This is a genomic window from Paraburkholderia sp. A1RI_3L (assembly GCF_048957895.1).
Lineage (GTDB): Bacteria > Pseudomonadota > Gammaproteobacteria > Burkholderiales > Burkholderiaceae > Paraburkholderia > Paraburkholderia kururiensis.
Genome location: NZ_JARCHA010000005.1, coordinates 416,578 through 439,776 on the forward strand (window position 1 = coordinate 416,578; position 23,199 = coordinate 439,776).

Here is a 23,199-nt window from a genome sequence, read left to right on the forward strand (position 1 = left end):
GCATGTCTTGTGCGCTATGTCGGCGAGGCCATTCAGGCCGGAAAATCATGCTGCACCGCAATTTTGCCGGCTGCAAATCTTTCCGGCGGCGGTATCCACATGAGTTCGGTTCCGCGCATACCACCTGTTTTTTTCCTGCTAGCGTATTCAATGAGGCAATGAATACGCCATGTCACAAAAATAATTTCCACCAGACTTTTCGGGGATGCCGGCTCGCCGCTGCACGGGCGTGCCATATATCGGCAATCGATGGGGGAATACCTGCAATGCTAAAAGTTACCAAAGCTGTCTTTCCTGTGGCTGGTCTCGGGACACGCTTTTTGCCCGCTACCAAGGCAAGCCCGAAGGAAATGCTGCCCATCGTGGACAAACCGCTGATCCAGTACGCGGTAGAAGAGGCGATCGCGGCTGGCATCACGGAGATGATCTTCGTAACGGGCCGCAGCAAACGCGCCATTGAAGACCATTTCGACAAGTCGTACGAGATCGAGGCGGAACTCGAAGCACGCCGCAAGGACAAGCTGCTCGAACTCGTGCGCAGCATCAAGCCGAGTCACGTGGATTGTTTCTACGTGCGCCAGCCCGAAGCGCTGGGCCTGGGGCACGCGGTGCTGTGCGCCGAAAAGCTCGTGGGTGACAGCCCGTTCGCCGTGATTCTCGCGGACGACCTGCTGCACAGCACGACGCCGGTCATGAAGCAGCTCGTCAACGTCTTCAACCACTATCACAGCTCCGTGGTCGGCGTGGAGACGATCGCGCGCGAGCACAGCCGCTCGTACGGCGTGGTGGACGGCCGTGAATGGGAAGAGGATGTCATCAAGCTTTCGGGCATCGTCGAAAAGCCGGCTCCGGAAGTGGCGCCGTCGAACCTCGGCGTGGTGGGGCGCTACGTGTTGATGCCGACCATCTTCAAGCACATTCGCGCACTGAATCCAGGCACCGGCGGTGAGCTTCAGTTGACCGACGCGCTGCAATCGCTGCTCGCCGAGGAACAGGTACTGGCGTACCGCTATCACGGCACGCGCTTCGACTGCGGCAGCAAGATCGGCTACCTCAAGGCGACGGTGGAGTTCGCGCTGCGCCACCCCGAAGTCAAGGACGAGTTCGAGGAATATCTGCAGGCGTATCTGCCCACCCTGATCACGGCGGCGGCCGCCTGATTCCGGGGCCGGCTCCGGCTACCGGGGCCGCCACAGCACAAGTCATTCTCGAGTTCAAACGGGCGACCGGTCAGCAACCGGTCGCCCGTTGTCATTTCGTCTTCCCGATCGACACGAACACCTGCCCGGGCGGTGCGGCGCTTCGTAGCACGGCAGTTTTTCCGCGTCATGAAGGTGTGGCCAGGGAAAGCACCAGGCATCGCGCGAAATTCGTGTTTCATGCACGGTTCGCATCTTTCGAAGTCCAGAACAATGGGTCGGAAAATCGTGCCGTCCAGCGCGCGCACATTCATCAGACCATAGCGCTTCGCGCTTGAACTAAAAGAACAATCTAAAGAGGTTCAGAACGTCTGACGCTCACCGTGCCTAACGCCTGACGGCACGGGCGCGCACGCACGACCTTGCACACAACGACAATTGCGCGAGGCGAACATTGAGCTAAATCAAATGAACGACCCCGCGTTTCGTCTCGCATCGGCACCATGGAAAGCGCGCAGGAATCTCGTATTCCTAAAGATAAAAAACGGCTCGCCGTTAACTTGCCTAGCCATCCTGGGTCCGTATATCGCAATCGTTTTACGGATGTCCGGAAGGCCGCCCTTGTTCAACTCCTTGGGAAAAGGAATCTCAAATGCGCAAACTTCTGAAGGCATTTGTCCGCGACGAACGTGGCGTGAGCGCCATGGAGTACGCCATCATGGCCGGCATCGTTGCTGTTGCACTGACCGCTGTGGGAACGGCATTCAGCACGAACATCCAGACGCTCTTCACGAACCTCTACACGAAGATCACGGCCGCTTCGGCGAGCTGATTCGTCTGGCGAGGGGAGTCTGCCGCGTGCCGGTTCCCCTGCTTGCATCATGCCGTTACTTTCTCTTGCCCTTCGGGCCGTGGCGCTGGCCGTGCTGTTCTCGCTCGCCGTCGTCGACGTGCGTGCGCGACGCTTGCCTACGCGATCCGTGCTCGCACTCGGGCTGCTTTTCTTCGCGGATGCGCTCGTGGTTCACCGCAGCGCGTCCGATGTGCTCTCTCACGTGGCGTTGGCCGGCGTGGTCTTCGCGGTCTGTGCCGTATTGTTCGCGCTCGGCTGGATGGGCGGCGGCGACGCCAAGCTGGCCGCTGCGATCTTTCTGTGGGCGGGCCTGCCGCTCTCGTGGCCCGCACTCGTGCTGATATCGGTGAGCGGCACGGTAGTCGCGCTCGTCAGCCTCGCGACGCAGCGTCTTGACCCGCAGCATCGGGCGCGAGCGGTGCGGGCGCTTGCGATGTTTTCGGGCACGCGCGGCGTGCCCTATGGCGTTGCGCTCGCTGCGGGCGGCACGGCCGTGATCGGTCTGCCCGCGTGGTTCTCGCTGGTGGCTGTGCGATAGAAGGGGCCCGCCATGTCGAACATCATCAAGATTCTGCTGCTGCTCGTGGGCGCCGTGCTGATCGCATTGATCGTGCGAACGGTCGTGGCGAGCATTTCGCATCCCGCGCCTCAGGCCGTGTCCACCGTGAAGATCCGCGTGAGCGCGGCAGATTTGCCGCAAGGTCTGCTGCTGCGCGACGACGACCTCGCCTGGAAAGACGTGCCCGCAGGCAACGTGCCGGCCGCCGCCATCATCGCCAATGCGCCGAACGCCATCGAATTGAAGGGCGCGCTGCTGCGTCACGCAGCCGCGGCGGGCACCGTGCTCGGCCCCGACGACGTGATTCTGCCGAGCGCGCCGGGTTTCCTCGCTGCGACACTCAAGCCCGACATGCGCGCCGTCTCGGTCGCGATCGACGATGTGTCCGGCAACGCCGGTCTGATCCAGCCGGGTGATTACGTGGACCTGCTGCTCACCCAGCAGATGGACCACCGCACCGATTCCCCGGACCTCGCCGTATCGAGCGAAACCGTCGTGGAGCGCGTGCGCGTGCTGGCGGTGGGCTCGGAACTGAGCCGCCCGAAAACGAGCGACGCCCCCGACGCCAACAACCGCGCGCGCACCGTGACGCTGGAAGTCACACCGCACATGGCCGAAGTGGTGTCGGTCGCAGCGCGCCTCGGCAGCCTGTCGTTCGCGCTGCGCAGCTTCGCGAAGGCGAGCCGCGAGGCCGACGCTGCCTCCGCTGTACCGGCCTCGGGACCGCTGCAGGCGCGCCCCGTCTGGGCGGGCGACATCTCGAGCGCGGTACGCGAATTGCCGGCCCCGCACACGGCGCGCGCCGCGCAAGGCGCGCCTGTTGCCGTCGCGCCCACGCCGAAGGCCGTCGTCATCTATCGCGGTTCGGAGCGCTCGGACAACCTGGGTGGCGGCAGTGCCGGCACGCCGCCGCTGCCCTCGACCATGGCGGCGGCTGCGGCGGCCCTGTCGGGCAACGCCGGCATGCCGGCGGGCGGCCCGCCGCCGGCGCCGGGCGCACCCGAGCAACCCACGCGTTGACGAGCATGGTGCCTTTTTCAGGAACCCGAAGCATGAGCAAGCCCTATAGTCCGATTCGCAGCGCCGCGCCGTACGCCGGAACTCGACGCGCGGCGTGCCGGGTGCGCGTCTGGGCACGCGTCTGGGCGTTCATCCGGGCGGCCGGGCTCGCGTGGGCCGCGCTCACGTGGATCGTGCCCGCGCAAGCGGCTGCGCCGCAGGGCGAAGCAACGGTGGCCGGTCGTCAGGCGATCGGCGCAAACAGGAAGGAAGCCGCCGCATCGCGCAGTTCACACGACGTGCGCGAAACCAATGCGGCGCGCGCCGAACTCCCCGCATACGGAAGCGGACCGCTCGCCGTCACCGCGGGCAAGGGCACCTTGTTGCGGCTCAACGAGGACGCCACCTCGGTCTTCGTGGCCGACCCCAACGTGGCCGACGTCCACGTGCCGTCGCCGCGCGCCGTGTTCGTGCTCGGCAAGAAGAGCGGCACCACGACGCTCTATGTGCTCGGCCCCAACAACCGCACGCTGCTGCAACGCGCGATCACGGTTTCGCGCGACACCGACGCGCTGCGTGCCGCACTCGCCGCGCGCTTTCCGAACCTGAAGCTTTCCGTGACGGAAGGGGTGGGCTCGTTGCAGATTGCGGGGGACGCCGCCAACGCCGCCGATGCCGACGCCGTCGTCCAGGCCGTCACGCCCTGGCTCGACGACAAGGAGGTGCTGATCAACCGCATGACGGTGGCCCGCCCGCTCCAGGTGCAGTTGCTCGTGCGCATCACGGAAGTGGACCGCAACGTCACGCAGCAACTGGGCATCAACTGGCAGTCTATCGGCAATGCTACGGGCAACTGGTTCGGTGGCGTTTTCAGCGGCCGCCCGATCTTCACGACGACCAATGGCGTGACCGCGGCCAACCTGCCGACGAACAACGCATTCTCGCTGTTCGGCGCGTTTTCGACCGCCCACAGCAACCTCCAGGTGCTGATCGACGCGCTCAACGAGGAAGGTCTCCTCACCGTGCTCGCCGAACCGAACCTGGTCGCGCTCTCGGGGCAGACGGCGAGTTTCATCGCGGGGGGCGAATTTCCGATTCCGGTCTCGCAGGTGAACGGCGCCATCACCGTGGATTTCAAGCAGTTCGGCGTGAAGCTCGACTTCACGCCCACCGTGCTCGCCGACAACCGCATCAGCCTCAAGGTGCGCCCGGAAGTGAGCCAGATCGACACCTCGGTCAGCGTGACCACGGGCGGCATCACGGTGCCGGGCCTCTCGGTGCGCCGCGCGGATACCACGGTGGAACTGGGCAGCGGCCAGAGCTTCGCGATCGCAGGCCTGCTGCAAAGCGTGACGAAAGACACGGTGTCGCAGTTGCCTGGCCTCGGCTCGATTCCGATTCTCGGCAAGCTGTTCTCCTCCACGAACTACCTGAACAACAAGACCGAACTCGTCATCATGGTGACGCCGTACATCGTGCAGCCCACCCAGGCCGCGCGCCTGCGCTCGCCGCTCGAATCGCTGCAGTCGCCGGCCAACGACATCGAATACAGCTTCGGCCGGCGCTTCGGGCATGCCCCGGGCGACGGCACGGCGAGCAGCGCCGAACCCCGCCTCGTGGGCGCGGCCGGCTACGTCTACTGAGAGGCCCGCCATGACACGCGCATCGTTTCCGTTCGAACCCGTTCGCTGGCTCGTCATGTGCGCCTGCGCCGCGAGCCTCGCGGGGTGCTTTCATCCGCCGCGCGACATGCCCGACACCTCGGTGCTCACGCTGCGCGGCAACACCGTGATGCCGCCCGACTGCGAGAGCCTCTCGCGCGCCTCGGTGGCGATCGATGCGGGGCACGTGCGGCCGCGCATGGAATGGGGCTGCGCCACGTACACGAATCTCGCCGCGCAGATCGCCAATCCGCGCGACCTCGTGGCGCCGCAGCCGCTCGGGCCCGCGGATGCGGCGATGGCGGCCTCCGCTGTGCGCCGCTACGAAACCGGCAAGCTGACGCCGCTCGACCCGACCACGTCGCGCGACGCGAAATAACGCACGCCAAACCAGAGCCGACCATGAGCACGATGCCGTCCATTCTCCCGAAGACCCGCAGCGCCGCGCGCGCGGCCGACTTCGTGGCGTTCGTCGCCGACAAGGCCACGGAGCAGGTGCTGAAGAACTACGTGCTCGAACAGGCGATGCCGCACACGTACATCGCGGTAGGCACGATCGACGACGCGATCGCCCATCTGGCGAAGCTCGACCGCTCGCCGCAGTTCCTGCTGGTCGATCTGCAAGGCTGCGTGATGCCGCTCTCGGATCTGGGGCGGCTTGCCGAAGTGTGCGAGCCCTCGGTGCAGGTGATAACGCTCGGCGAGCGCAACGACGTAGGCCTTTTCCGCAGCCTGCTCAAGATCGGCGTGCGGGACTATCTGGTCAAGCCGCTCACGGTGGAGCTCATCAAGCGCACGGTGAACGTGACCGACGGCGTGGTGAATCAGGTCATGCTGGCGCGTGCCGGCAAGGCCATCGCGTTCGCGGGCACCCGCGGCGGCGTCGGCGTCACCACCGTTGCGCTCAACGTGGCGCGGCATCTTGCCGAAGAGACGCACCGGCGCATTGCCTATGTCGATCTCGACCTCTACAGCGGCGCGGCGAACTGCATGCTGGGCGCGCAGAGCAACAACGGTCTCTTCGACGTACTCCAGAACGTGCACCGCATCGATCCGCAATATGTGGAACGCACGCTGGTCCCGCACGGCACACGGCTCTTCATGCTGTCGGCGGAACTGGACTACGGCGCGCCGCATCCTTACGAGCCCGGCGCGCTCGCGCGTCTGCTCGCATTGCTGTGCGACAGCTTCCACTACGTGATTCTCGACGTAGCCGCCCCGGCGGATGCGCTCGGCAACGAGGCCTTCGATCACGCCTCGCGCGTGTATCTGGTCGCCGACCGCTCGGTGCACTCCACGCGCGAGGCCGTGCGCCTGCTGCGCTTCGTGGAAGACCGCGACAACAATCCCATCACATCGCTGCTCGTCAACAACGTTTCGCCGGCGGGCGCCGGCAAGGTGGAACTCGCTGACTTCACGGCCGCCGTGGGCCGTTCGGTGCTGCACGAGATTCCGTACGAGACGAAGGCGGTGGCCGTGGCCGAAAACCTGGGCGAGTCGCCGCGCGAGCGCGCGCCCAACGGCTTCAACCAGACGGTGCGGCGCATCGCAAGCGACCTCACGGGCCAGCGTCCCGCCGAAGCACCGAAGCGCGTGCCGCGCTTCCGCCTCTTGAGGAAACGCTGATGTTCGGCCAGAAGAAGCGCGTACCGGAGTTCGAAGAGAGCGGGGCGGGCGGAGCGAGCGCCGCGTCGGCGCCGCCGCTCGCGGAACTGCTCGCCGTTCGCGAGATGCAGCCGGTGCGTTCGGCGCAGGCCGAAAACGCCGAATCGCTGGTGCGTTCCGATCTCTTTCGCGTGATCCGCAACGGCGTGTTCTCGTCGATGAACGCATCGGCCGCCGTCGGCAAGACGCGCGAGCAGATGAAGCCCGGCGTCGAGCAACTGGTGCTCGAAATCGCGGAGCGCGAGCATCTGAACATGACGATGGCCGAGCAGACGCAGATCGTCGACGAACTGCTCAACGACATGTTCGGTCTCGGCCCCATCGAGCCGCTGCTTGCCGACGAAAGCGTGACCGACATACTCGTGAACGGCCCCGACCAGGTCTACGTGGAGCGGCATGGGCGGCTCGAACTCACGACATGCAAGTTCCGCGACAACGCGCACGTGATCAACGTGGCACAGCGCATTGCCGCGGGCGTGGGCCGCCGTGTGGACGAGAGCAGCCCGATGGTGGATGCGCGCCTCGCCGACGGCAGCCGCGTGAACGTGGTGCTCCCGCCGCTGGCCATTCGTGGCGCCTCCATCTCCATCCGCAAATTTTCGAAGCGCAACATCACGCTGCACCGCATGACGCAGCAGGGCAATCTTTCCGCCGCCATGGCGACGGTGCTCAAGATCGCGAGCACGTGCCGCCTCAACGTGCTCGTGTCGGGCGGCACGGGCTCGGGCAAGACGACGCTGCTCAATGCGCTCTCGCACTTCATCGATGCGGGCGAGCGCGTGGTCACCATCGAAGACGCCGCCGAACTCCAGCTCGTGCAGCCGCACGTGGTGAGTCTCGAAACGCGGCCCGAAAATACCGAGGGTCTCGGCGCCGTGGCGCAGCGCGATCTCGTGCGCAACGCGCTGCGGATGCGCCCGGACCGCATCATCCTTGGCGAAACGCGCGGCCCCGAAGCGTTCGACGTGCTGCAGGCCATGAACACGGGCCACGACGGCTCCATGACGACGATCCACGCGAACTCGCCGCGCGATGGCATAACGCGTCTGGAAAGCATGGTGATGATGGCCAACGGCAACCTGCCGCTCTTCTCCATTCGCCGCCAGATTGCGAGCGCGGTGCACATGATCGTGCAGATCGAGCGCATGCGCGACGGCATGCGGCGCGTAACGCGCATCACGGAACTGGTCGGCATGGAGGGCGACGTCATCATCACGCAGGACCTGTTCACGTTCCGCTACGACGCAAGCGCCTACAGCGAGGAAGTGAAAGGCGAGTTCGAGTGCGCGCCGGTACGCCCGGCCTTTGCGCCGCGCGCCGCGTACTACGGGCTCGAAGAGCAGTTGCTGGAAGCCATGAAGCCATGAATACCATCGACCTCGTCACCGTTGCGACGTTCGGCATCGCTATCGTGAGCGGCGTGATGTGGTTGATCGTGCAGGACATGCGTCGCAAGCTGTCCGCCGCGCGCATTCACGCCCGCATGGAAACGGCCTTCGACCTCGCGCAGCGCGCGAAGAAGGCCGACGGCAAGGCGCGCCGGCAGCATGCGGACCTCTTCAAGGTGGAACGCTACGAGAGCGCATGGGCGCGCTGGACGGCGCCGAAGCTGGCGCGTCTGCGCACCGTGGCGGGCAAGCGCGGTCTCAAGATCGTGGTGGGTGTGGCGTTCGCGGCCGAGATGGTGGCCGTGGTGATGCTCGCGTTCATGCCGCTGCCGGGCTTCGTCGCGACAATCCTGCCTGTCGCGCTGCCTGTGTTCGCCGCAATGAAGACTTACAGCTGGCTCGTGAACCGCTTCCGCCAGCGCTTTCTGGACGGCTTTCCCGACGTGATCGACCTGCTCGTGCGGGCGGTGCGCGCGGGCGTGCCCGTCACGCACGTAATCAGCACGGCGGCCGACGAAGTGGAAGAGCCGCTGCGCCAGGAGTTCAGGCTGATGGGCGACGCGCTGCAGGTGGGCCTCGACCTCGACGAAGTGCTGACCACGGCGGCGAGGCGCATCGCGGTTGCGGATTTCTCGTTCTTCTGCGTGTGCCTGAAGCTGCAACGCGAAACGGGCGGGCAACTGGGCGAAACGCTGGAGAACCTCGCGGGCATCGTGCGCAGCCGTCGCGAGATTCGCCAGAAGACGCGTGCGCTCACGGGCGAGGCGCGTATCACGACGCGCATTCTCACGGTGATTCCGCCGCTCATCCTGCTCTCGATGTTCCTCATCAACCGCAGCTACGTGATGGTGCTGTTCGAAACGCCGACCGGGACGAACATCCTCACCTATGCCGTGGTGTCGGTGGTGGTGGGCGTCGCGCTGATCACGAAGATGTCGAAGCTGAACACGATGCGATGAGCCCGAACCACACCGAAACGCTCGTCAACCTGCTCATGCTGCTGGCGCTCTTCGGCGCGCTCGCGCTGTGGTGGGTGCGCAAGCATGGCGGGCTGCGCGGGCGTATCGCGGAGCGCGTACGTCAGGCCGCGCTCTCGCAGCGCGCGCAGCGCGTGCACACCGACGAGACCGACGACGAAGCCAGCTGGCGCACGCGGCTCGCGCACCGGCTGGCCCGCATCGGCGACCGCCTGCCGTTCTTCGACGTGGCGTACCGCGCGAAACTGCAGAAGGAAATGCTGCGCGGCGGGTATCGCAGCCGTCACGCGGTGTCCGTGCTGCTTGCACTGAAGTTCGTCATGGCGCTTTCGTGCGCGACGCTTGCCGTGATGCTCGGCTCGCATGTGCCGAACGTGGGTCACTATCCCGCGGTGCGTGGGTCGATGATGCTGATCGCGTTCGTGGTCGGACAGGTGTTGCCCGAATACGTGCTCGCGTTCACCACCTCGCGGCGCCGCCGGCTCATGGCGACCTACCTGCCCGACGCGCTCGATCTGCTCGTGATCTGCACGAACGCGGGCAACAGTCTGGCCGTGAGCATCCGGCGCGTGGCGGACGAACTCGCTGACATCTGCGCGCCGCTTTCCGACGAGTTCTCGCTCACGGCGGACGAACTGCAACTCTCCGGCGACAACACCCGCGCATTGCAGGGGCTTGCCGACCGCATCGATCTGCCCTCCATTCGCGCGCTGATCTCCACGCTGATCCAGGCCATGCGCTACGGCACGCCCATTACGCACGCGCTGCGCACGCTGTCGCGCGCCGAGCGGCTCACGCATCTCGTCACGCTCGAAGAAAAGGCCGCCAAACTCGCGCCGAAGATGGTGGTGCCGATGATGATCTTCATTCTGCCGGCCGTCGTGGTGATTGCAGCGGGGCCGTCCGTCATTCAACTCATCGCGCTCATGGCATCGCAATGAAAACCGATCTCTTTTTCCGCGTAACGGTGCTCGTCTGCGTGCTGACCACCGCAGCCTGCACGACCACCGTGACGCAGCACGCCACCGACATCCGTCCGCTCGAACCGCGCGGCACGCCTTCCACGGCGAGCGAGTTGCGCATTGCCGAGACGGCGCTCGAATCGGGCAACCTCGATATGGCCACGACGATCTACAGTCGCATCGTGAAGGCCGACGAGAATTCGGTGCCGGGCCTCACGGGTCTCGGCAACACGCTCTATGCCGTGGGCGACTTCACGCGCGCGGGCGTGTATTTTCAGAAGGCGAGCCAGATCGAGCCGGACAATACGGCGCCGCTCATCGGCATGGCGCGCGTGGCGATGCATCAGCGGCGCCTTGCCGATGCTGCGGCGACATACCATCGCGTGCTCGCGCTCAAGCCGAACGATGCGCTCGCGAGTGCGGGACTCGGGGCCGCGCTCGACCTGGCCGGCGATCACGCGGGCGCGCAAGACGTGCTGCGCGCCGCGCTCAAGGCGAACCCGGGCGACCCGATGCTGGCCGTGAATCTGGGGCTCTCGCTCGTGCTGAGCGGGCACCCGCGCGAAGGTGCCAACGTGCTGCTCGACGTGACGCGGTTTCCTTCGGCGCCGCCGCAGGCCCGCGAAGACCTCGCGCTGGCCTATGGCCTGCTCGGCAATACCGAGGCCGCCGCCGAACTGCTCGGCCAGGACCTGCCGAAGGCCTCCGTGGACGATAATCTGCGCTATTACGCGCTGCAGCGGGCGCGGCTCATGGGGGCTTCGGCGCCATCGTCCATGTCTGCACCCATGTCTGCGCCAACGGCCACGAAGGTAGGGACGGCAAAGGAATCGGCGGTGAGTGCGCTTCCGGCGGCCGTGACGCAGGCGGCCAACGGCCCGCTTGCGCAATGACGCCACACGCGACGAGTCACAGGGCAGGGTGAAGCGATCATGAAAACGACGACGTCAATGCCGCTGCCGACGGTAGCCGAGGCCGGGCAGCGTGGCGCGCCAGAGGCGCCGGCAACGGGCCTGGACTTCCTGAACCCGGAGCACGCGGGCGAGGCCATTGCAGCGACGGCAGCGGATCTCAAGCCGCCCCTCACACCGGGCCGGTTCGCTACCGAAATCGCGGTGCGGCTCGGCGCCGTGCTGATGTTCTCGATGTTCGTTTCCTCGGCGCTGCATCAGTTCTATCGCGACCCCACGCGGCTCACGCTGATGCTGCTCGTCGTGTCTGAGGCGATCACGCTCGCGCTCGCCGTCTGCACGCGCGTGCCGCGCGAGCGCGACTGGCATCCGCTCACCGTGGTGATCTCGACCTGCGCGAGCTTCTACTTCGTGGCGTTCCAGTTGGCACCGGGCTCGCGCGTGCTGCCTGAAACCGTCGCGGCGGGCCTGCAGATCGCCGGCATGGCCCTGCAGATCAGCGCGAAGCTCACGCTGCGCCGCTCGTACGGCATCCTGCCCGCCAACCGCGGCGTCGTGGTGCGCGGGCCGTACCGCGTGCTGCGTCACCCCATTTATGTGGGGTACTTCATCACCAACGTGGGTTTTCTTGCGGCGAACTTCGGCGTGCGCAACCTGCTCATCCTCGTTTCGCTGTGGGCGTTGCAGGGGTATCGCGTACTGCGCGAGGAAAAGATGCTGCTCAAGGACCCGGCCTATCGCGACTACGCGCGGCGCGTGCGGTATCGCGTGATGCCGGGCCTGTTCTGAGACGCCGCGATCTGCCCGAACGCCTACTGACTCAGCACCACCTCGGTAAAACCGCTTCCGCTGCCGCCGGTCGTCTGGCACTGCATGGCGAAGAAGTTGTTCTTGTACTGGCAGTCTTCGCCATAACCCGGCCCGTTCGAACTGGTCGCGGAGCAGTGGCTGGAGGGGCCGTAATACTGTTCGCCCGGGCCCACGCCGCCTGCATCGTCCCACCAGTACACCGCCGCAGGCGCGATGTTCGAGCCGCCGCTCTGAAGGGCCGAGAGTTGCGCGCAGGTGGGCGCCGAGTAGCTGCCGCCGCCCGTGGTCGGCGCGAAGCATTTGGTGAGTGCCGCGGCGGGCGCTGAACTCGAATTCGAGAGCCCGCCGAGGTAGCTCGGCGTGACACCCGTCTGCACGTAGAGCACGCAGTTCGGGGTGGACGATGAACTCGACGTGAAATATTGGGTGCGGCAGTTGTAGGCCGTCGTGGTGGTGGCGCTCCAGCCGGAGCCCGACGTCGTGGACGACGACGTGCAGTTCGACTTGCCGGTGCTGGGCGCATTGATGCCGAGATAGGTGGAGAGGTTGTTGTACGACGACGAGGCGACCGGCACCGACCACGTCTGGCTGCCCACCGTCGCCGTGACGCCCGTGATGGTTCCGCCGGAGTTCTGCGTAACCGTGACGGTGTAGTTGTAGTTGGAGTTCTGCGTGGGCGGCTGCCCGTTCAGCAGCAGCGACGAATAGAACGTCTGCGTGCTCTTGTGCGGCGCGCCGTAGGAATTCGCACCCGTCACCGTCACGCCGCAGCCCGAGTTGCCCGTGTTGCCGTTGGTCTGGTTCACCATCGCCACGCCGAGCGGCTGGTTCGCGCTGATGGTGGGCAGTGCCTGACCCGAGGGCAGGGAGCCGCCGGTGCTGTTGCCGATCTCGTAGTAATTGCCGCTGGAACCCGTGGACCACGTGGGCACGGCCCCGAAGTCATAGCCGGAGCCGCTCGCGTTCTTCGGCACCTGGTACAGGTAGACGGCGTTGCCGTCGCAGGCCACGGAATTGACGTTGGTGAAACCGAGCTTAGCGGACACCACCGGATCGCTCGCGGTGCCGGTGGCCGTCATCGAGACCGAGGGCAGCAGCATCGAAAGCAGCGTGGTGGAGACGGTCGCGTTGGCCGAAACCGTGACGGTGTAGGCGACGGCCGTGCCGAGCGCCGGGTTGATGGTGCCGTTTGCGTTGGTGGTGACGGTGGGCGCGCCGGCCTTCATGGTGGCGGGCAGAATCGCGCGATTGAAGTAGTTGGCGGCAACCGTCGCGGCATTCGCGCCCTGGTCCGAGGTCGTGAAGACGCTCGCGCCCGCGAGCGCCGCTTCGTCCACGGCGTTCTGCAGAACCGCGCGGCACTGCACCATGCGCGCGTAATCCACCACGAGGCCGAAGATCAGCATCATGGGGATCAGCAGCAGCGCGAACGTGACGGCGATGGAGCCCGAGTCGTCCGCGGCGGCGCCGAAGGGGTTGCGCGCCGTGCGCGGCAAGCGAGTGCGCACGGGGTTTCTGGCGGCCCACAGTCTGCCCGAAGGGGCTGACGTGACTGATGCGGCTAACGTGGTCAACGTGGCGGACGGCATGCGGGAGTCCTCAGGAGCAGGGCGCCGCGCACGCGATCGTGCCCGTGATGCGCGGCCGGGCGAAGGCGGTTTGCGTGAGCGTGAACGCAGACGGAATCAGGTATTGGATCGGCGAGCTGTACTGATACGTCACCTGCACGACGATCACGCTGTCGCCGGGCGTACCCGCGTTAGGCACCAGATTCGTGGGCGATGCGACCAGCGTTTTCGCCGTGGCACCGAGCGCCGTGGCCGTCACGGTGCAGGCGTGGTCGCTTTCCCAGTCCACCGTGACACCCGTGGCGGTATAGTTCGTCACGCTCGCAATGGCCGCTGAAAACGAGCCTGCGCCCGATGTCGCACTGGCGGGGAACGGGTTCATCATCAGGCGCCCCGCTGCGCAGAAGTTGCCGAGGCTGCCCGTGGTGCCGCCTGAAACACCTGCGGCCTGCTGTGAGACGAGATCGGCCATCGACGTCGCCGCATTCGCAAGCTGCATGTTCACGCGCGCGTATTGCCCGATTTCGTAGATGCCGAACAGCACGCCTGTCATGAGCGGCAGGATGAAGACGAACTCGAGCGCCGCCACCCCGCGCGTGTTGTGAAGCAGACCCTGCACGAAGCCGCCTGCGCGGCGCAGAACCGTGCGCATCAGTAGGGCTCCGTCTGGAAGGCGAGGGTGGAGGTGAGCATCGCGTTGCCCGAAAAGAACGCAGCGACCCACGGCATCTGATAACCGACTTCGAGAATCACGTCGTACTTCGGCGAGAGCGCCGCCTTGGTCTGCGTCATCACGCCGTTGGTGATGGTGGCGGGCACGAGTGTCTTGAAGCCGCTGCCCGCCGGTGTGCTCGAGGCGGCGGAGGCCACATAGATCTGGATATTCGACGAGCACGACGGTACAAGATTGAAGCCGCTCACGGTGAGGTCATTGCAGACGGCGGTGGTCAGCGCGCTCGAATAACCGCCGGAACTGCCGGTGAACGTGCCGATGCGGATCAGCCGGGCGGCGTCGCGCGCGGCGTTGTCCATCAGCGACTGCGTCGTGAAGATCACGCCGAACTGGAACATGCCGATCACGACTGCGAGAAAGAGCGGGAGCACGATGGCGTACTCGATGGCGAAGTCGCCGCGGTCCTCCGAAGGCGCGGCGGCACGCGCGACGCTTGCGAGCAGCCGCACCGGCCGGGCATCGATGCGCGGCGAGCCAACAGCCGGCGCGGCAGCACGCCTGCGCGCGAGCGGTTGGGGATCGGGTCTCCTCATGAGCGACAAGCCTCGTGTCGGTGAGTCGGTGAGTCGGTGAGTCGGTGAATCGGTGAGTCGGTAAGTCTCTGCCGGGAAGCACCGCGGGCGCCACGGATGCTTCGCGCGGAGGCGATGCGGACTCTTCCGGGTTTTATTTAGAAAAGCTAAAAGTCGGACGAATGCCGCACGCCGTATTTGCCACTTCGCTGCTTTGACGGTTTGCCGCTTCGGCGAATACGGCGGCTACGTTACGAATATCGGCACGCAAGCGCGGAGACTTGAGAGTGACTTGAGCCTGGCCACACCGTGAATTTGATCGGCGTCGAATTGCACTACGGCCTGTTTCCAATGTGAACAGGCGCAAGGCCGGCTACGCGAGCGGGAAGCCTTCGGCAAAACTCTCGCGCAGATAGTTCACGAAAAGGCTCACCGCGCGCGGCACGTGCGAGGTGTAGGGTCGCAGCACATAAAGCTGGTCGGCGAACGTGCCCGTAATACGCCACTCGGGCAGCACTTCCACGAGCTTGCCCGCTCGCACGGCCGCCTGGGCGGTGAAGTCGGGCAAAAGCGCGATACCCAGGTTGTCCAGCGCGGCATCGCGCAGCGTCTCGCTGTTGTTCGCGCAAAACGGGCCGCTCACGGGCAACGCGATCGTTTCGGCAACCTGCGGCGCAGCGGGTCTGGACGTCCCTTTCGCTGGCGTCTTCGCGGCGGCCCGACGCGTTGCCTTGTGCTCGAACGACCACATCGCCGGACCGGTGGAGCGAGGGTAGAACAGGCAATCGTGGCCGGCGAGGTCGGCCGGCACCGTCGGCGTGCCGCGGCGGCGCAGATACGCGCGGGTCGCCACGATCACCGAACGCGTTTCGCACAGCTTCCACGCGACGCAGGTGTCGGGCGCGTCGGTGCTGTGACGGATGGCGAGATCGAACCCTTCGGCGGCGAGCGAAACGAGCCGGTCCGACACTTCGAGTTGAACCCGCACCTCAGGGTTTGCCCTTAGAAATGTGGGCAAACGCGGCACGAGTTGCTGCCGCGCAAACGCCACGGGTGCCGTCACGCGCAACAATCCGCGCGCGACGCCAGCCAGTTCGCGCACGCTCGCAAAGCTGGCCGCGATCTGCTCGTAGTGATGCCGCGTGTTCTCGACGAGCCGCTGCCCGGCCTCGGTGAGCCGCACGCTGCGCGTGGTGCGCTGCACGAGCGAAATGCCCGCGGCCCGCTCCAGTTCGGAAATGCGCTGGCTCATGGCCGCCTTGCTGACGCCGAGGCGCGCCGCGGCCGCCGTATAGCTGCCCTGTTCGGCCAGCATGGCGAGCCAGTGCAGATGGGTCCACAGACCTTCGATTTTTTCGATATCCATACGCTCATTGTTCACAATGGCAAACAACGCGTTCAACGATAGCACCTTTGCAGACGGCCCGGCTCTTCCTAAACTGACAGGCATCCCATTCCGTATGCACAGGAGCTCCTCATGCAGGCCTACAACGACAGCGCAGACGTCGGTCACTTCATTCATGGCGAGCGTGTTGCCGGCACCGGCAGCCGCACGCAGCCCGTCTTCAACCCGGCCACGGGCGCGCGGGCCCGCAAGCTGCTGCTGGGCGAAGCCGCGGACGTGGAAGCCGCCGTCGCGAGCGCCAGGGCGGCCTTTCCGAAGTGGAGCGATACGCCGCCCATTCGCCGCGCGCGCGTCATGCTGCGCTTTCTCGAACTCATGAACCAGCATCGCGACGAGCTGGCCGCCATCATCACGGCCGAGCACGGCAAGGTGTTCTCGGATGCGCAGGGCGAAGTGTCGCGCGGCATCGACGTCATCGAATTCGCGTGCGGCATTCCGCAACTGCTCAAGGGCGACTACACGGAGCAGGTTTCCACCGGCATCGACAACTGGACCGTGCGCCAGCCGCTCGGCGTGGTGGCCGGCATCACGCCGTTCAACTTCCCGTGCATGGTGCCGTGCTGGATGTTCCCGGTCGCAATCGCGTCGGGCAACACGTTCGTGCTGAAGCCGAGCGAGCGCGACCCTTCGGCGTCGCTCTTCATGGCCGGCCTGCTGAAGGAGGCCGGCCTGCCCGACGGCGTGTTCAACGTCGTGCAGGGCGACAAGGTGGTGGTCGACGCGCTGCTCACGCACCGCGACGTGAAGGCGGTGAGCTTTGTCGGTTCGACGCCGATTGCGAGCTACATCTACGAAACCGGCGCACGGCTCGGCAAGCGTGTGCAGGCGCTCGGCGGGGCGAAGAACCATCTCGTGGTGATGCCGGACGCCGACATCGACCAGGCGGTGGATGCGCTGATCGGCGCCGCCTACGGTTCTGCGGGCGAACGCTGCATGGCGATCTCGGTGGCGGTGCTGGTGGGCGACGTGGCTGACAAGATCGTGCTGGCACTCGCCGAACGCGCGCGCGCGCTGCGCATCGGCAACGGCATGGAGGCCGATGCGGAGATGGGGCCTGTCGTCACGCGTGAGGCGCTGCAGCGCATTGAAGGCTACATCGGGCTCGGCGTGGAAGAGGGGGCAAAACTCGTGGTGGACGGCCGCGGCCTCAAGGTGCCGGGTCACGAAGACGGCTTCTTCACGGGCGGCACGCTGTTCGACCACGTCACGCCGCAGATGCGCATCTACAAGGAAGAAATCTTCGGGCCGGTGCTCGCATGCGTGCGCGTGAAGGACTTCGGTGAAGCGGTCGATCTTATCAATGCGCACGAGTTCGGCAACGGCGTGGCGTGCTTCACGCGCGACGGCAACGTGGCCCGCGAGTTCGGCCGCCGTATCGAAGTGGGCATGGTGGGCATCAACGTGCCGATTCCGGTGCCCATGGCATGGCACGGCTTCGGCGGCTGGAAGCGCAGCCTGTTCGGCGACATGCACGCATACGGCGAAGAGGGCGTGCGCTTCTACACGAAGCAGAAGTCGATCATGCAGCGTTGGCCCGAGAGCATCGCAAAGGGCGCGGAATTCGCCATGCCCACGGCGAAGTAAGGCCGCTCTCGCGGGGTCCTTCCCGACATTGCCGACAGGAACCCCCGTCTTGCCGGCGGGTGCCGTCGCCGTTGATGCCTTGCCCGCCGCGATGGCGACGGGCAAGGCATGCATGCGCTTGCCGCAGTATGCTTGCCCGCTGTACCCATCACGTTTGGTCAAAAGGAGGGCGATATGACCCAGCAAGGAGAGGCGCGCGCATTGCTGCGTCGGCTCGGCATCGACAAACCCATCGTGCTCGCGCCCATGGCCGGCGTCGGTACGCCGGCGCTTGCGGCGGCGGTATCGAACGCGGGCGGCCTCGGCTCCATCGGCGTAGGCGCGATGAACGCGCAGGCCGCACGCAAGGCGATTCGCGACACACGCGAACTCACCGCGAGGCCGTTCAACGTCAACGTGTTCTGCCATCGGCCGGCCATTGCCAACGCGGCCGTGGAGCGGCAATGGCTCGAGTGGCTCGCGCCCGTGTTCCAGCGCTACGGCGCAGAGCCGCCAGCGAACCTCAGTGAGATCTATACGAGCTTCGTCGCGGACCCCGCGATGCTTGCCGTGTTCCTCGACGAAAAGCCCGCGGTGGTGAGCTTCCACTTTGGCCTGCCGCCCGCCGACGTCATCGCGAAGCTGCGCGCGGCCGGCATCCGGCTGCTCGCGAGCGCGACCAATCTCGATGAAGCCGCCCAGGTCGCGAGTGCCGGCGTGGACGCAATCGTGGCACAGGGCATCGAGGCCGGCGGCCATCGCGGTGTGTTCGATCCGGCCGCACGCGACGACCAGTTGGGCACGTTCGCGCTGACCCGGTTGCTTACGCGCGAATTCGATCTGCCTGTGATCGCGGCGGGCGGCATCATGGATGGCGCCGGCATCGCCGCGGCCTTGGCGCTCGGCGCGCAGGCGGCACAACTGGGCACGGCGTTCGTTGCGTGTCCCGAAACGTCGATCGACGAAGGCTACCGTCGCGCGATTCTGGGCGACGCCGCGCGCCACACCACGCTCACGCAGGCTATCTCGGGCCGCGCGGCGCGCGCCATGCTGAACCGCTTCACGGAACTCGGCAGTGCTCCTGTGGCACCCGCCACGCCCGATTACCCGATCGCCTACGACGCCGGCAAAGCGCTGCACGCGGCGGCGAAAACAAAGGGCGAATTCGGTTATGGCGCGCAATGGGCGGGCCAGGCCGCGGCGCTCGCGCGCGAGATGCCGGCCGCCGAACTCATGGCGCAGCTCGAAGCGGAACTCAAGGAGACGATCGGGCGCTTGCAGGGACTAGCGTAGGACGAGTGGCAAGGGCGGTCCGCCGCGTGGCAGCGCACGCAATCGTCAAAGATGGTCAAGTCAGGCGAGTCACGGGCGGGCAGCGTCAACCCGAAGGATTGCAGAACGTTTTCGGTCGGCAGGCGGCGAGGGGATTCGCCTCCGTGAAAACATCTCGTCTCAGGGAAACATCATGAAGAAATCGCACCTGCTGATGCTCGCCAGCGTCGCCGCAGCCGGTTTTTCGCTCGCGGCTCATGCCGTGGAAATCGGCGTCAACGTCGGCTTGCCCCCCGGCGCGGTGGTGACGGCGCCCGCGCCAGTCGCGGTCGTCTCGCCGGGCTGGTACGGCGATCGCTATTACGACGGCAACCGCTACTGGAGCCGCGACGACTGGAACGCGCATCAGCGCCATGGCAAGGACCATCGCCATTGCCCGCCCGGCCACGCGAAGAAGGGCGAGTGCTGAGCCCATGCCGGTGCGCAAGGCCATCGCCGCCGTGCTGCTAGCAGCCGCCTTGCTTGCGCAGGGCGGCTGCGGCATTTTCGGCTGCGGCGGCGCAGCGACCAACGGCGCCGCGTTTGGCGGCTGCCATGCCGGCACGCGCTTCTAGCGGCCGGTCTCCTTCATATCTGGAGCGGCGCATCGATTTGCATCGATTGGCATCCATTTCGCGCCGATTCGGGCGCACCTGACAGGACTTCCATGCCCAAACGCTTCATTTGCCTGCTCGCGGCCTGTGCCGCCATGAGTCTCGTCGCCGGCTGCGACGAGCAGAAGGTGGCCGACGTGGTCAACGCCATCAAGCCCGACCCGATGGCATTCGGCCATCTCCAGCCCGGCGTGTCCACCGTCGACGACGTGCGCCGCGACGCCGGCAAACCCGAAATCGTCTGGCAAAACGACGACGGTTCGATGCGGCTCGAATATCCGCGCGGACCCAACGGCACGCACACGTACATGCTCGACTTCGATGCCAACGGCCGGCTCGTCGCGATCACCCAGGCGCTGAGCGCCGCCAACATCGCGCGCGTGGTGCCTGGCATGACGAAGGACGACGTGCGGCGCCTGCTCGGCAAGCCCGCCCAGGTGGCGCAGTACGCGCTGAGCCAGGAAGAGGTGTGGAGCTGGCATTGGGACGAAGGCGGCGTGTCGCCGGATGCCATGTTCAACGCGCATTTCTCGCCCGACGGCGTCGTCGTGAAGACCTCGCGCTCCGAGGCGCCGGGGCATGAAAAACCGTAAGGCATCGAGATAGCCAGTAAGGCAACGTCGAAGTTATCCCCATATAAACCCTCAATTGCAGGGAAAACCCCAGTCGTAAAGGGCACGATCCAGCCAGGATTTCTCTTCAGTCCGCGCAGCGAAAGACCGTAATACAGTGCAGCGTCTGTCGATGGTCGTTTTCTGACGCAGAAGCAGGCGCAAGTGACGGTCCATCCGTCGGTGATGCAACCTCACGTGAAACCACCATGCGCACACTCGGCTTCAAGCAGAAACTCTGGCTGCCCCTCATCGCAAGTCTCGCGGCACTGCTCGTCATTTCAGTGTCCGCGGCCTATCTCTCGTACGAGACGCGCCTTGGAGAGCGCAAGGTCGATCTCGTCAACAGTGCGCAAATCGGCCTCTCCATCGTGAAGGAGTACGCCGCGCTCGCGCACGACGGCAAGTTGAGCGAAGACGATGCGCGCAAACAGGCGCTCGAGCGACTGCGCGGCGTCCGCTACGGCAGCGACGGCTACTTCCTCGTGCTCGATGGGAACGCGCGGATGGTCATGCACCCCATGAAGCCGAAAACCGAAGGCTCCGATCTTTCCAAAGTGACAGACGCCGACGGCCGGCATCACTACGTCACGTTCGTGCAGGTCGCAACGGGGCCGCAAGGCGCGGGCTTCGTCGATTACGTGTTTCCCCGCCCGGGCGTGAAGCCGGCAAAGGCCGTGCCGAAGCTCGGCTATGTGCTGCGCTACGAACCCTGGAACTGGATTCTCTCCACGGGCGCGTACCTGGACGACATCAAGGACAGTTTCTACACCTCGCTCTATGTGACGGTCGGCCTGTTCCTCGCCGTATCCGCAGTGCTCGGACTGCTGGTTGCGCTCATCAATCGCAGTATCGAACGCACGGTAGGCGGTGACCCGGTTCACGCGATGCAGGTCACGCACGAGATTGCGTCCGGCAACCTGACGGTGGCCGTCGAAACACGCAGCGGCGATACGTCGAGCCTCATGCAGGGCATTCGCGCCATGCGCGAGGCGCTGGGCGGCACCGTAAAGCACATCCGGCGCGCGGCGGAAACGATCACCGTGGCCACCGGCGAAATTGCGAGCGGCAACCTGGACCTCTCGGCGCGCACCGAAGAACAGGCGGCATCGCTCCAGGAGACCGCCGCGAGCCTCACGCAACTGACGCAGACCGTGAAGCACAACGCCGACAACGCGCGCGAGGCGAACGCGTTGGCCGCGCGCGCCACGGACATCACGGGCGCCGGCAACACCGCGGTGCACCACATGGTGGACACGATCGAGCGGATCAACAGCAGCTCCGCGAAGATTTCCGAGATCACGGGTGTGATCGAAGGCATCGCGTTTCAGACCAACATTCTTGCGCTCAACGCGGCCGTGGAAGCGGCGCGCGCCGGCGAAGACGGGCGCGGCTTCGCCGTGGTGGCGGGCGAGGTGCGCAACCTCGCGCAGCGCTCGGCATCGGCGGCCAAGGAGATCAAGGAACTGATCGGTTCCTCCGTAGCCATGATTCGCGACGGTGCGACCCAGGCCACTGAAGTGGGCACGACCATGGATCAGATCAAGCTTGCCATCAAGCAGGTGTCGGACATCGTGGGCGAGATTGCTTCGGCATCCGAAGAACAGAGCCGCGGCATCGAGCAGGTGAGCCTCGCCGTCACGCAGATGGACGAGGTCACGCAACGCAATGCCGCGCTCGTGGAAGAGGCCGCGGCCGCGGCGCAGTCGCTCGAAGAACAGGCGACGTCGCTGAAGGATGCGGTGGCGGCGTTCAATGTAGGGGACGGGCAGTGAGCGTAGTTGACCCGCGTCGGCTTGCTGCTTCCCCGTGCCGGAGTGGCTGATTCAGTCAAATGAGGCGCGGGGGAAGGGCACCGCGAGTGCCTGATCGGCCGCGGCGAGACGCGCGGCGGGTCTTCAAAGGCGAAACGCTGCTTTTAGCCGGGCTGCAGCGCGACGAATGCACTTACGACGTCGGGGTCGAAATGCGTTCCGGAACTGGCCACAATCAGGTCGACCGCGCTGCCGGCCGACATGGCGTCGTGGTATGGGCGCGTCATGGTCAACGCATCGAAGCAATCGGCGACGGCAATGATTCTCGACCAGAACGGAATATCGGCTGCCTTCAATCCGGACGGATAGCCGGTTCCGTCGTACCGCTCATGATGATGGAGCACTGCGTCAGCAATCAGCGCGTTGGCGGCGCCTTGCGAATTCTGCGAGGACAGAATCCGCTCGCCGATGGCGCTATGGGCCTGAATCACCTGGAATTCCGTGTCGTCGAGCGCGCCGGGCTTGAACAGCACCTTGTCCGGAATGGCGATTTTCCCGATGTCGTGTGCGAATCCCGCTTCGCGCAGCATGACGAGATCGGCGTCGCGCACGCCCAATGCGTGCCCCAGCGATTCGGCGAGCAAACCCACCCGCAGGCAATGCCCGGATGTGTCGCCGTCCCGTTCGTCTAGCGCGACGAGCAGTGCCCGGTTCACATGGGAACATTCCAGATTAGCGGCAAGAGGCATGGTATTCGACATTGCAGTCCTACACTTCAGTTCATCATGATTGTTCGACCTGTCGCGGTTCAAGCTGTCGCGTCGCCGCAGCCCGGACGGCCGTCACTGAACAACAGCCCCTAGGCCGGTGGGCTTTGCAGCCGGTTGCGGCTGCGTACGGGAAGACGGATAGGTCATATATCACAGGTTGCGCGACGGAAACATCGGCGCGGCACGAAAGCAGATTTCGGTGGCCGTTAGCCGGCGGACGGGCCGCGTACGATGGGCCGAATAGCGGACGCCCAAACTGTCACCAGTGTCGCTGGATGCATTGCCGGCTTCGAGGTCCCATGGGGAACGGGTAAGCATACCGAGGTCAAAACACGACATCTGAACTTTGGACTAACACATTATGTCGAGGCCAGATTCAAATGTCAGGACTTTGGCTAGATAGAAATGTCCGGTTTGAGCGTGGTGTTGGTCCT

General features: G+C 65.6%; 24 protein-coding genes. 18 read left to right on the plus strand and 6 right to left on the minus strand.

Translation table 11 applies throughout. The annotated features are described in order from the left end of the window. Window positions 1-32: 32 nt before the first annotated feature. A complete protein-coding gene (locus PXJ20_RS17230) occupies window positions 33-191 on the minus strand; it encodes a hypothetical protein (RefSeq protein WP_421029268.1) in 159 nt (52 codons plus the stop codon). A gap of 75 nt (window positions 192-266) precedes the next feature. Between PXJ20_RS17230 and galU the strand changes: the two genes are divergently transcribed. The 12 genes from galU to PXJ20_RS17290 all read left to right on the plus strand — a co-directional run bounded on the left by galU (window position 267) and on the right by PXJ20_RS17290 (window position 11,903). Then, window positions 267-1,160, plus strand: coding sequence for a UTP--glucose-1-phosphate uridylyltransferase GalU (gene galU, locus PXJ20_RS17235; protein WP_026121272.1), 894 nt, complete (start codon window positions 267-269; stop codon window positions 1,158-1,160). A gap of 631 nt (window positions 1,161-1,791) precedes the next feature. After that, window positions 1,792-1,971 carry a Flp family type IVb pilin gene (locus PXJ20_RS17240; protein ID WP_421029267.1) on the plus strand — a complete coding sequence of 60 codons (180 nt, stop codon included), beginning with the start codon at window positions 1,792-1,794 and terminating at the stop codon, window positions 1,969-1,971. A 49-nt stretch (window positions 1,972-2,020) separates the two neighbouring features. Beyond that, window positions 2,021-2,530, plus strand: a complete 510-nt coding sequence (locus tag PXJ20_RS17245; protein ID WP_026121273.1) for an A24 family peptidase — start codon at window positions 2,021-2,023, stop codon at window positions 2,528-2,530. A gap of 12 nt (window positions 2,531-2,542) precedes the next feature. Beyond that, a complete protein-coding gene (cpaB, locus tag PXJ20_RS17250) occupies window positions 2,543-3,571 on the plus strand; it encodes a Flp pilus assembly protein CpaB (RefSeq protein ID WP_421029266.1) in 1,029 nt (342 codons plus the stop codon). A 32-nt stretch (window positions 3,572-3,603) separates the two neighbouring features. Next, entirely contained in the window at window positions 3,604-5,193 is a 1,590-nt protein-coding gene (locus PXJ20_RS17255) for a type II and III secretion system protein family protein (protein ID WP_421029265.1), read from the plus strand. A gap of 10 nt (window positions 5,194-5,203) precedes the next feature. After that, the gene (locus tag PXJ20_RS17260) at window positions 5,204-5,590 is read left to right on the plus strand and encodes a CpaD family pilus assembly lipoprotein (protein ID WP_421029264.1); all 387 of its coding nucleotides are present in this window, start codon (window positions 5,204-5,206) and stop codon (window positions 5,588-5,590) included. Window positions 5,591-5,613: 23 nt separating this feature from the next. Then, window positions 5,614-6,837, plus strand: a complete 1,224-nt coding sequence (locus tag PXJ20_RS17265) for an AAA family ATPase (protein ID WP_421029263.1) — start codon at window positions 5,614-5,616, stop codon at window positions 6,835-6,837. Further along, entirely contained in the window at window positions 6,837-8,243 is a 1,407-nt protein-coding gene (locus tag PXJ20_RS17270) for a CpaF family protein (protein WP_277597985.1), read from the plus strand. Before PXJ20_RS17265 ends, PXJ20_RS17270 begins: the two co-directional genes overlap by 1 nt. Next, window positions 8,240-9,223: a type II secretion system F family protein gene (locus tag PXJ20_RS17275; RefSeq protein WP_421029262.1), complete on the plus strand. Its 984-nt coding sequence runs from the start codon at window positions 8,240-8,242 to the stop codon at window positions 9,221-9,223. The genes PXJ20_RS17270 and PXJ20_RS17275 overlap by 4 nt, the downstream gene beginning before the upstream one ends. Next, the gene (locus tag PXJ20_RS17280; protein ID WP_017773940.1) at window positions 9,220-10,182 is read left to right on the plus strand and encodes a type II secretion system F family protein; all 963 of its coding nucleotides are present in this window, start codon (window positions 9,220-9,222) and stop codon (window positions 10,180-10,182) included. The genes PXJ20_RS17275 and PXJ20_RS17280 overlap by 4 nt, the downstream gene beginning before the upstream one ends. After that, window positions 10,179-11,096 carry a tetratricopeptide repeat protein gene (locus PXJ20_RS17285; RefSeq protein WP_421029261.1) on the plus strand — a complete coding sequence of 306 codons (918 nt, stop codon included), beginning with the start codon at window positions 10,179-10,181 and terminating at the stop codon, window positions 11,094-11,096. The genes PXJ20_RS17280 and PXJ20_RS17285 overlap by 4 nt, the downstream gene beginning before the upstream one ends. A 39-nt stretch (window positions 11,097-11,135) precedes the next feature. Further along, window positions 11,136-11,903 (plus strand): methyltransferase family protein, encoded by a 768-nt coding sequence (locus PXJ20_RS17290; RefSeq protein ID WP_421029260.1) that lies wholly within the window; start codon window positions 11,136-11,138, stop codon window positions 11,901-11,903. A 23-nt stretch (window positions 11,904-11,926) separates the two neighbouring features. Here PXJ20_RS17290 and PXJ20_RS17295 read toward each other — a convergent pair whose 3' ends face one another. The 4 genes from PXJ20_RS17295 to PXJ20_RS17310 form a co-directional block, all read right to left on the minus strand. Further along, a complete protein-coding gene (locus tag PXJ20_RS17295; protein ID WP_421029259.1) occupies window positions 11,927-13,432 on the minus strand; it encodes a pilus assembly protein TadG-related protein in 1,506 nt (501 codons plus the stop codon). 91 nt (window positions 13,433-13,523) lie between these two features. After that, entirely contained in the window at window positions 13,524-14,144 is a 621-nt protein-coding gene (locus PXJ20_RS17300; protein ID WP_017773943.1) for a TadE/TadG family type IV pilus assembly protein, read from the minus strand. After that, a complete protein-coding gene (locus PXJ20_RS17305; protein WP_126877274.1) occupies window positions 14,144-14,758 on the minus strand; it encodes a TadE/TadG family type IV pilus assembly protein in 615 nt (204 codons plus the stop codon). The genes PXJ20_RS17300 and PXJ20_RS17305 overlap by 1 nt, the downstream gene beginning before the upstream one ends. Before the next feature lie 352 nt (window positions 14,759-15,110). Continuing rightward, window positions 15,111-16,103, minus strand: a complete 993-nt coding sequence (locus PXJ20_RS17310) for a LysR family transcriptional regulator (RefSeq protein ID WP_126877273.1) — start codon at window positions 16,101-16,103, stop codon at window positions 15,111-15,113. A gap of 111 nt (window positions 16,104-16,214) precedes the next feature. Here PXJ20_RS17310 and PXJ20_RS17315 point away from each other — a divergent pair, with 111 nt between their 5' ends. The 6 genes from PXJ20_RS17315 to PXJ20_RS17340 all read left to right on the plus strand — a co-directional run bounded on the left by PXJ20_RS17315 (window position 16,215) and on the right by PXJ20_RS17340 (window position 22,016). Next, window positions 16,215-17,726, plus strand: a complete 1,512-nt coding sequence (locus PXJ20_RS17315; RefSeq protein ID WP_421029258.1) for a CoA-acylating methylmalonate-semialdehyde dehydrogenase — start codon at window positions 16,215-16,217, stop codon at window positions 17,724-17,726. A gap of 174 nt (window positions 17,727-17,900) precedes the next feature. Beyond that, a complete protein-coding gene (locus PXJ20_RS17320; protein ID WP_421029257.1) occupies window positions 17,901-18,998 on the plus strand; it encodes an NAD(P)H-dependent flavin oxidoreductase in 1,098 nt (365 codons plus the stop codon). Between the two features lie 172 nt (window positions 18,999-19,170). Next, window positions 19,171-19,446 (plus strand): hypothetical protein, encoded by a 276-nt coding sequence (locus PXJ20_RS17325; RefSeq protein WP_421029256.1) that lies wholly within the window; start codon window positions 19,171-19,173, stop codon window positions 19,444-19,446. A gap of 4 nt (window positions 19,447-19,450) precedes the next feature. Further along, window positions 19,451-19,591 carry a hypothetical protein gene (locus PXJ20_RS17330; RefSeq protein WP_017773949.1) on the plus strand — a complete coding sequence of 47 codons (141 nt, stop codon included), beginning with the start codon at window positions 19,451-19,453 and terminating at the stop codon, window positions 19,589-19,591. 92 nt (window positions 19,592-19,683) lie between these two features. Next, the gene (locus PXJ20_RS17335; RefSeq protein WP_421029255.1) at window positions 19,684-20,223 is read left to right on the plus strand and encodes a hypothetical protein; all 540 of its coding nucleotides are present in this window, start codon (window positions 19,684-19,686) and stop codon (window positions 20,221-20,223) included. Window positions 20,224-20,450: 227 nt separating this feature from the next. Then, window positions 20,451-22,016, plus strand: a complete 1,566-nt coding sequence (locus PXJ20_RS17340) for a methyl-accepting chemotaxis protein (protein WP_421029254.1) — start codon at window positions 20,451-20,453, stop codon at window positions 22,014-22,016. Window positions 22,017-22,159: 143 nt separating this feature from the next. Here the strand turns inward: PXJ20_RS17340 and PXJ20_RS17345 are convergent, their stop codons facing one another. Further along, window positions 22,160-22,807 carry an HD-GYP domain-containing protein gene (locus tag PXJ20_RS17345; RefSeq protein ID WP_277597977.1) on the minus strand — a complete coding sequence of 216 codons (648 nt, stop codon included), beginning with the start codon at window positions 22,805-22,807 and terminating at the stop codon, window positions 22,160-22,162. Window positions 22,808-23,199 lie beyond the last annotated feature (392 nt).

What these genes read in the sequence shown, in the direction of transcription:
- galU (WP_026121272.1), top strand. Translation starts at nt 267, where the DNA reads ATGCTAAAAGTTACCAAAGCTGTCTTTCCTGTGGCTGGTCTCGGGACA.
- PXJ20_RS17240 (WP_421029267.1), top strand. Translation starts at nt 1,792, where the DNA reads ATGCGCAAACTTCTGAAGGCATTTGTCCGCGACGAACGTGGCGTGAGC.
- PXJ20_RS17245 (WP_026121273.1), top strand. Translation starts at nt 2,021, where the DNA reads ATGCCGTTACTTTCTCTTGCCCTTCGGGCCGTGGCGCTGGCCGTGCTG.
- cpaB (WP_421029266.1), top strand. Translation starts at nt 2,543, where the DNA reads ATGTCGAACATCATCAAGATTCTGCTGCTGCTCGTGGGCGCCGTGCTG.
- PXJ20_RS17255 (WP_421029265.1), top strand. Translation starts at nt 3,604, where the DNA reads ATGAGCAAGCCCTATAGTCCGATTCGCAGCGCCGCGCCGTACGCCGGA.
- PXJ20_RS17260 (WP_421029264.1), top strand. Translation starts at nt 5,204, where the DNA reads ATGACACGCGCATCGTTTCCGTTCGAACCCGTTCGCTGGCTCGTCATG.
- PXJ20_RS17265 (WP_421029263.1), top strand. Translation starts at nt 5,614, where the DNA reads ATGAGCACGATGCCGTCCATTCTCCCGAAGACCCGCAGCGCCGCGCGC.
- PXJ20_RS17270 (WP_277597985.1), top strand. Translation starts at nt 6,837, where the DNA reads ATGTTCGGCCAGAAGAAGCGCGTACCGGAGTTCGAAGAGAGCGGGGCG.
- PXJ20_RS17275 (WP_421029262.1), top strand. Translation starts at nt 8,240, where the DNA reads ATGAATACCATCGACCTCGTCACCGTTGCGACGTTCGGCATCGCTATC.
- PXJ20_RS17280 (WP_017773940.1), top strand. Translation starts at nt 9,220, where the DNA reads ATGAGCCCGAACCACACCGAAACGCTCGTCAACCTGCTCATGCTGCTG.
- PXJ20_RS17285 (WP_421029261.1), top strand. Translation starts at nt 10,179, where the DNA reads ATGAAAACCGATCTCTTTTTCCGCGTAACGGTGCTCGTCTGCGTGCTG.
- PXJ20_RS17290 (WP_421029260.1), top strand. Translation starts at nt 11,136, where the DNA reads ATGAAAACGACGACGTCAATGCCGCTGCCGACGGTAGCCGAGGCCGGG.
- PXJ20_RS17300 (WP_017773943.1), bottom strand. Translation starts at nt 14,144, where the DNA reads ATGCGCACGGTTCTGCGCCGCGCAGGCGGCTTCGTGCAGGGTCTGCTT.
- PXJ20_RS17305 (WP_126877274.1), bottom strand. Translation starts at nt 14,758, where the DNA reads ATGAGGAGACCCGATCCCCAACCGCTCGCGCGCAGGCGTGCTGCCGCG.
- PXJ20_RS17310 (WP_126877273.1), bottom strand. Translation starts at nt 16,103, where the DNA reads ATGGATATCGAAAAAATCGAAGGTCTGTGGACCCATCTGCACTGGCTC.
- PXJ20_RS17315 (WP_421029258.1), top strand. Translation starts at nt 16,215, where the DNA reads ATGCAGGCCTACAACGACAGCGCAGACGTCGGTCACTTCATTCATGGC.
- PXJ20_RS17320 (WP_421029257.1), top strand. Translation starts at nt 17,901, where the DNA reads ATGACCCAGCAAGGAGAGGCGCGCGCATTGCTGCGTCGGCTCGGCATC.
- PXJ20_RS17325 (WP_421029256.1), top strand. Translation starts at nt 19,171, where the DNA reads ATGAAGAAATCGCACCTGCTGATGCTCGCCAGCGTCGCCGCAGCCGGT.
- PXJ20_RS17330 (WP_017773949.1), top strand. Translation starts at nt 19,451, where the DNA reads ATGCCGGTGCGCAAGGCCATCGCCGCCGTGCTGCTAGCAGCCGCCTTG.
- PXJ20_RS17335 (WP_421029255.1), top strand. Translation starts at nt 19,684, where the DNA reads ATGCCCAAACGCTTCATTTGCCTGCTCGCGGCCTGTGCCGCCATGAGT.
- PXJ20_RS17340 (WP_421029254.1), top strand. Translation starts at nt 20,451, where the DNA reads ATGCGCACACTCGGCTTCAAGCAGAAACTCTGGCTGCCCCTCATCGCA.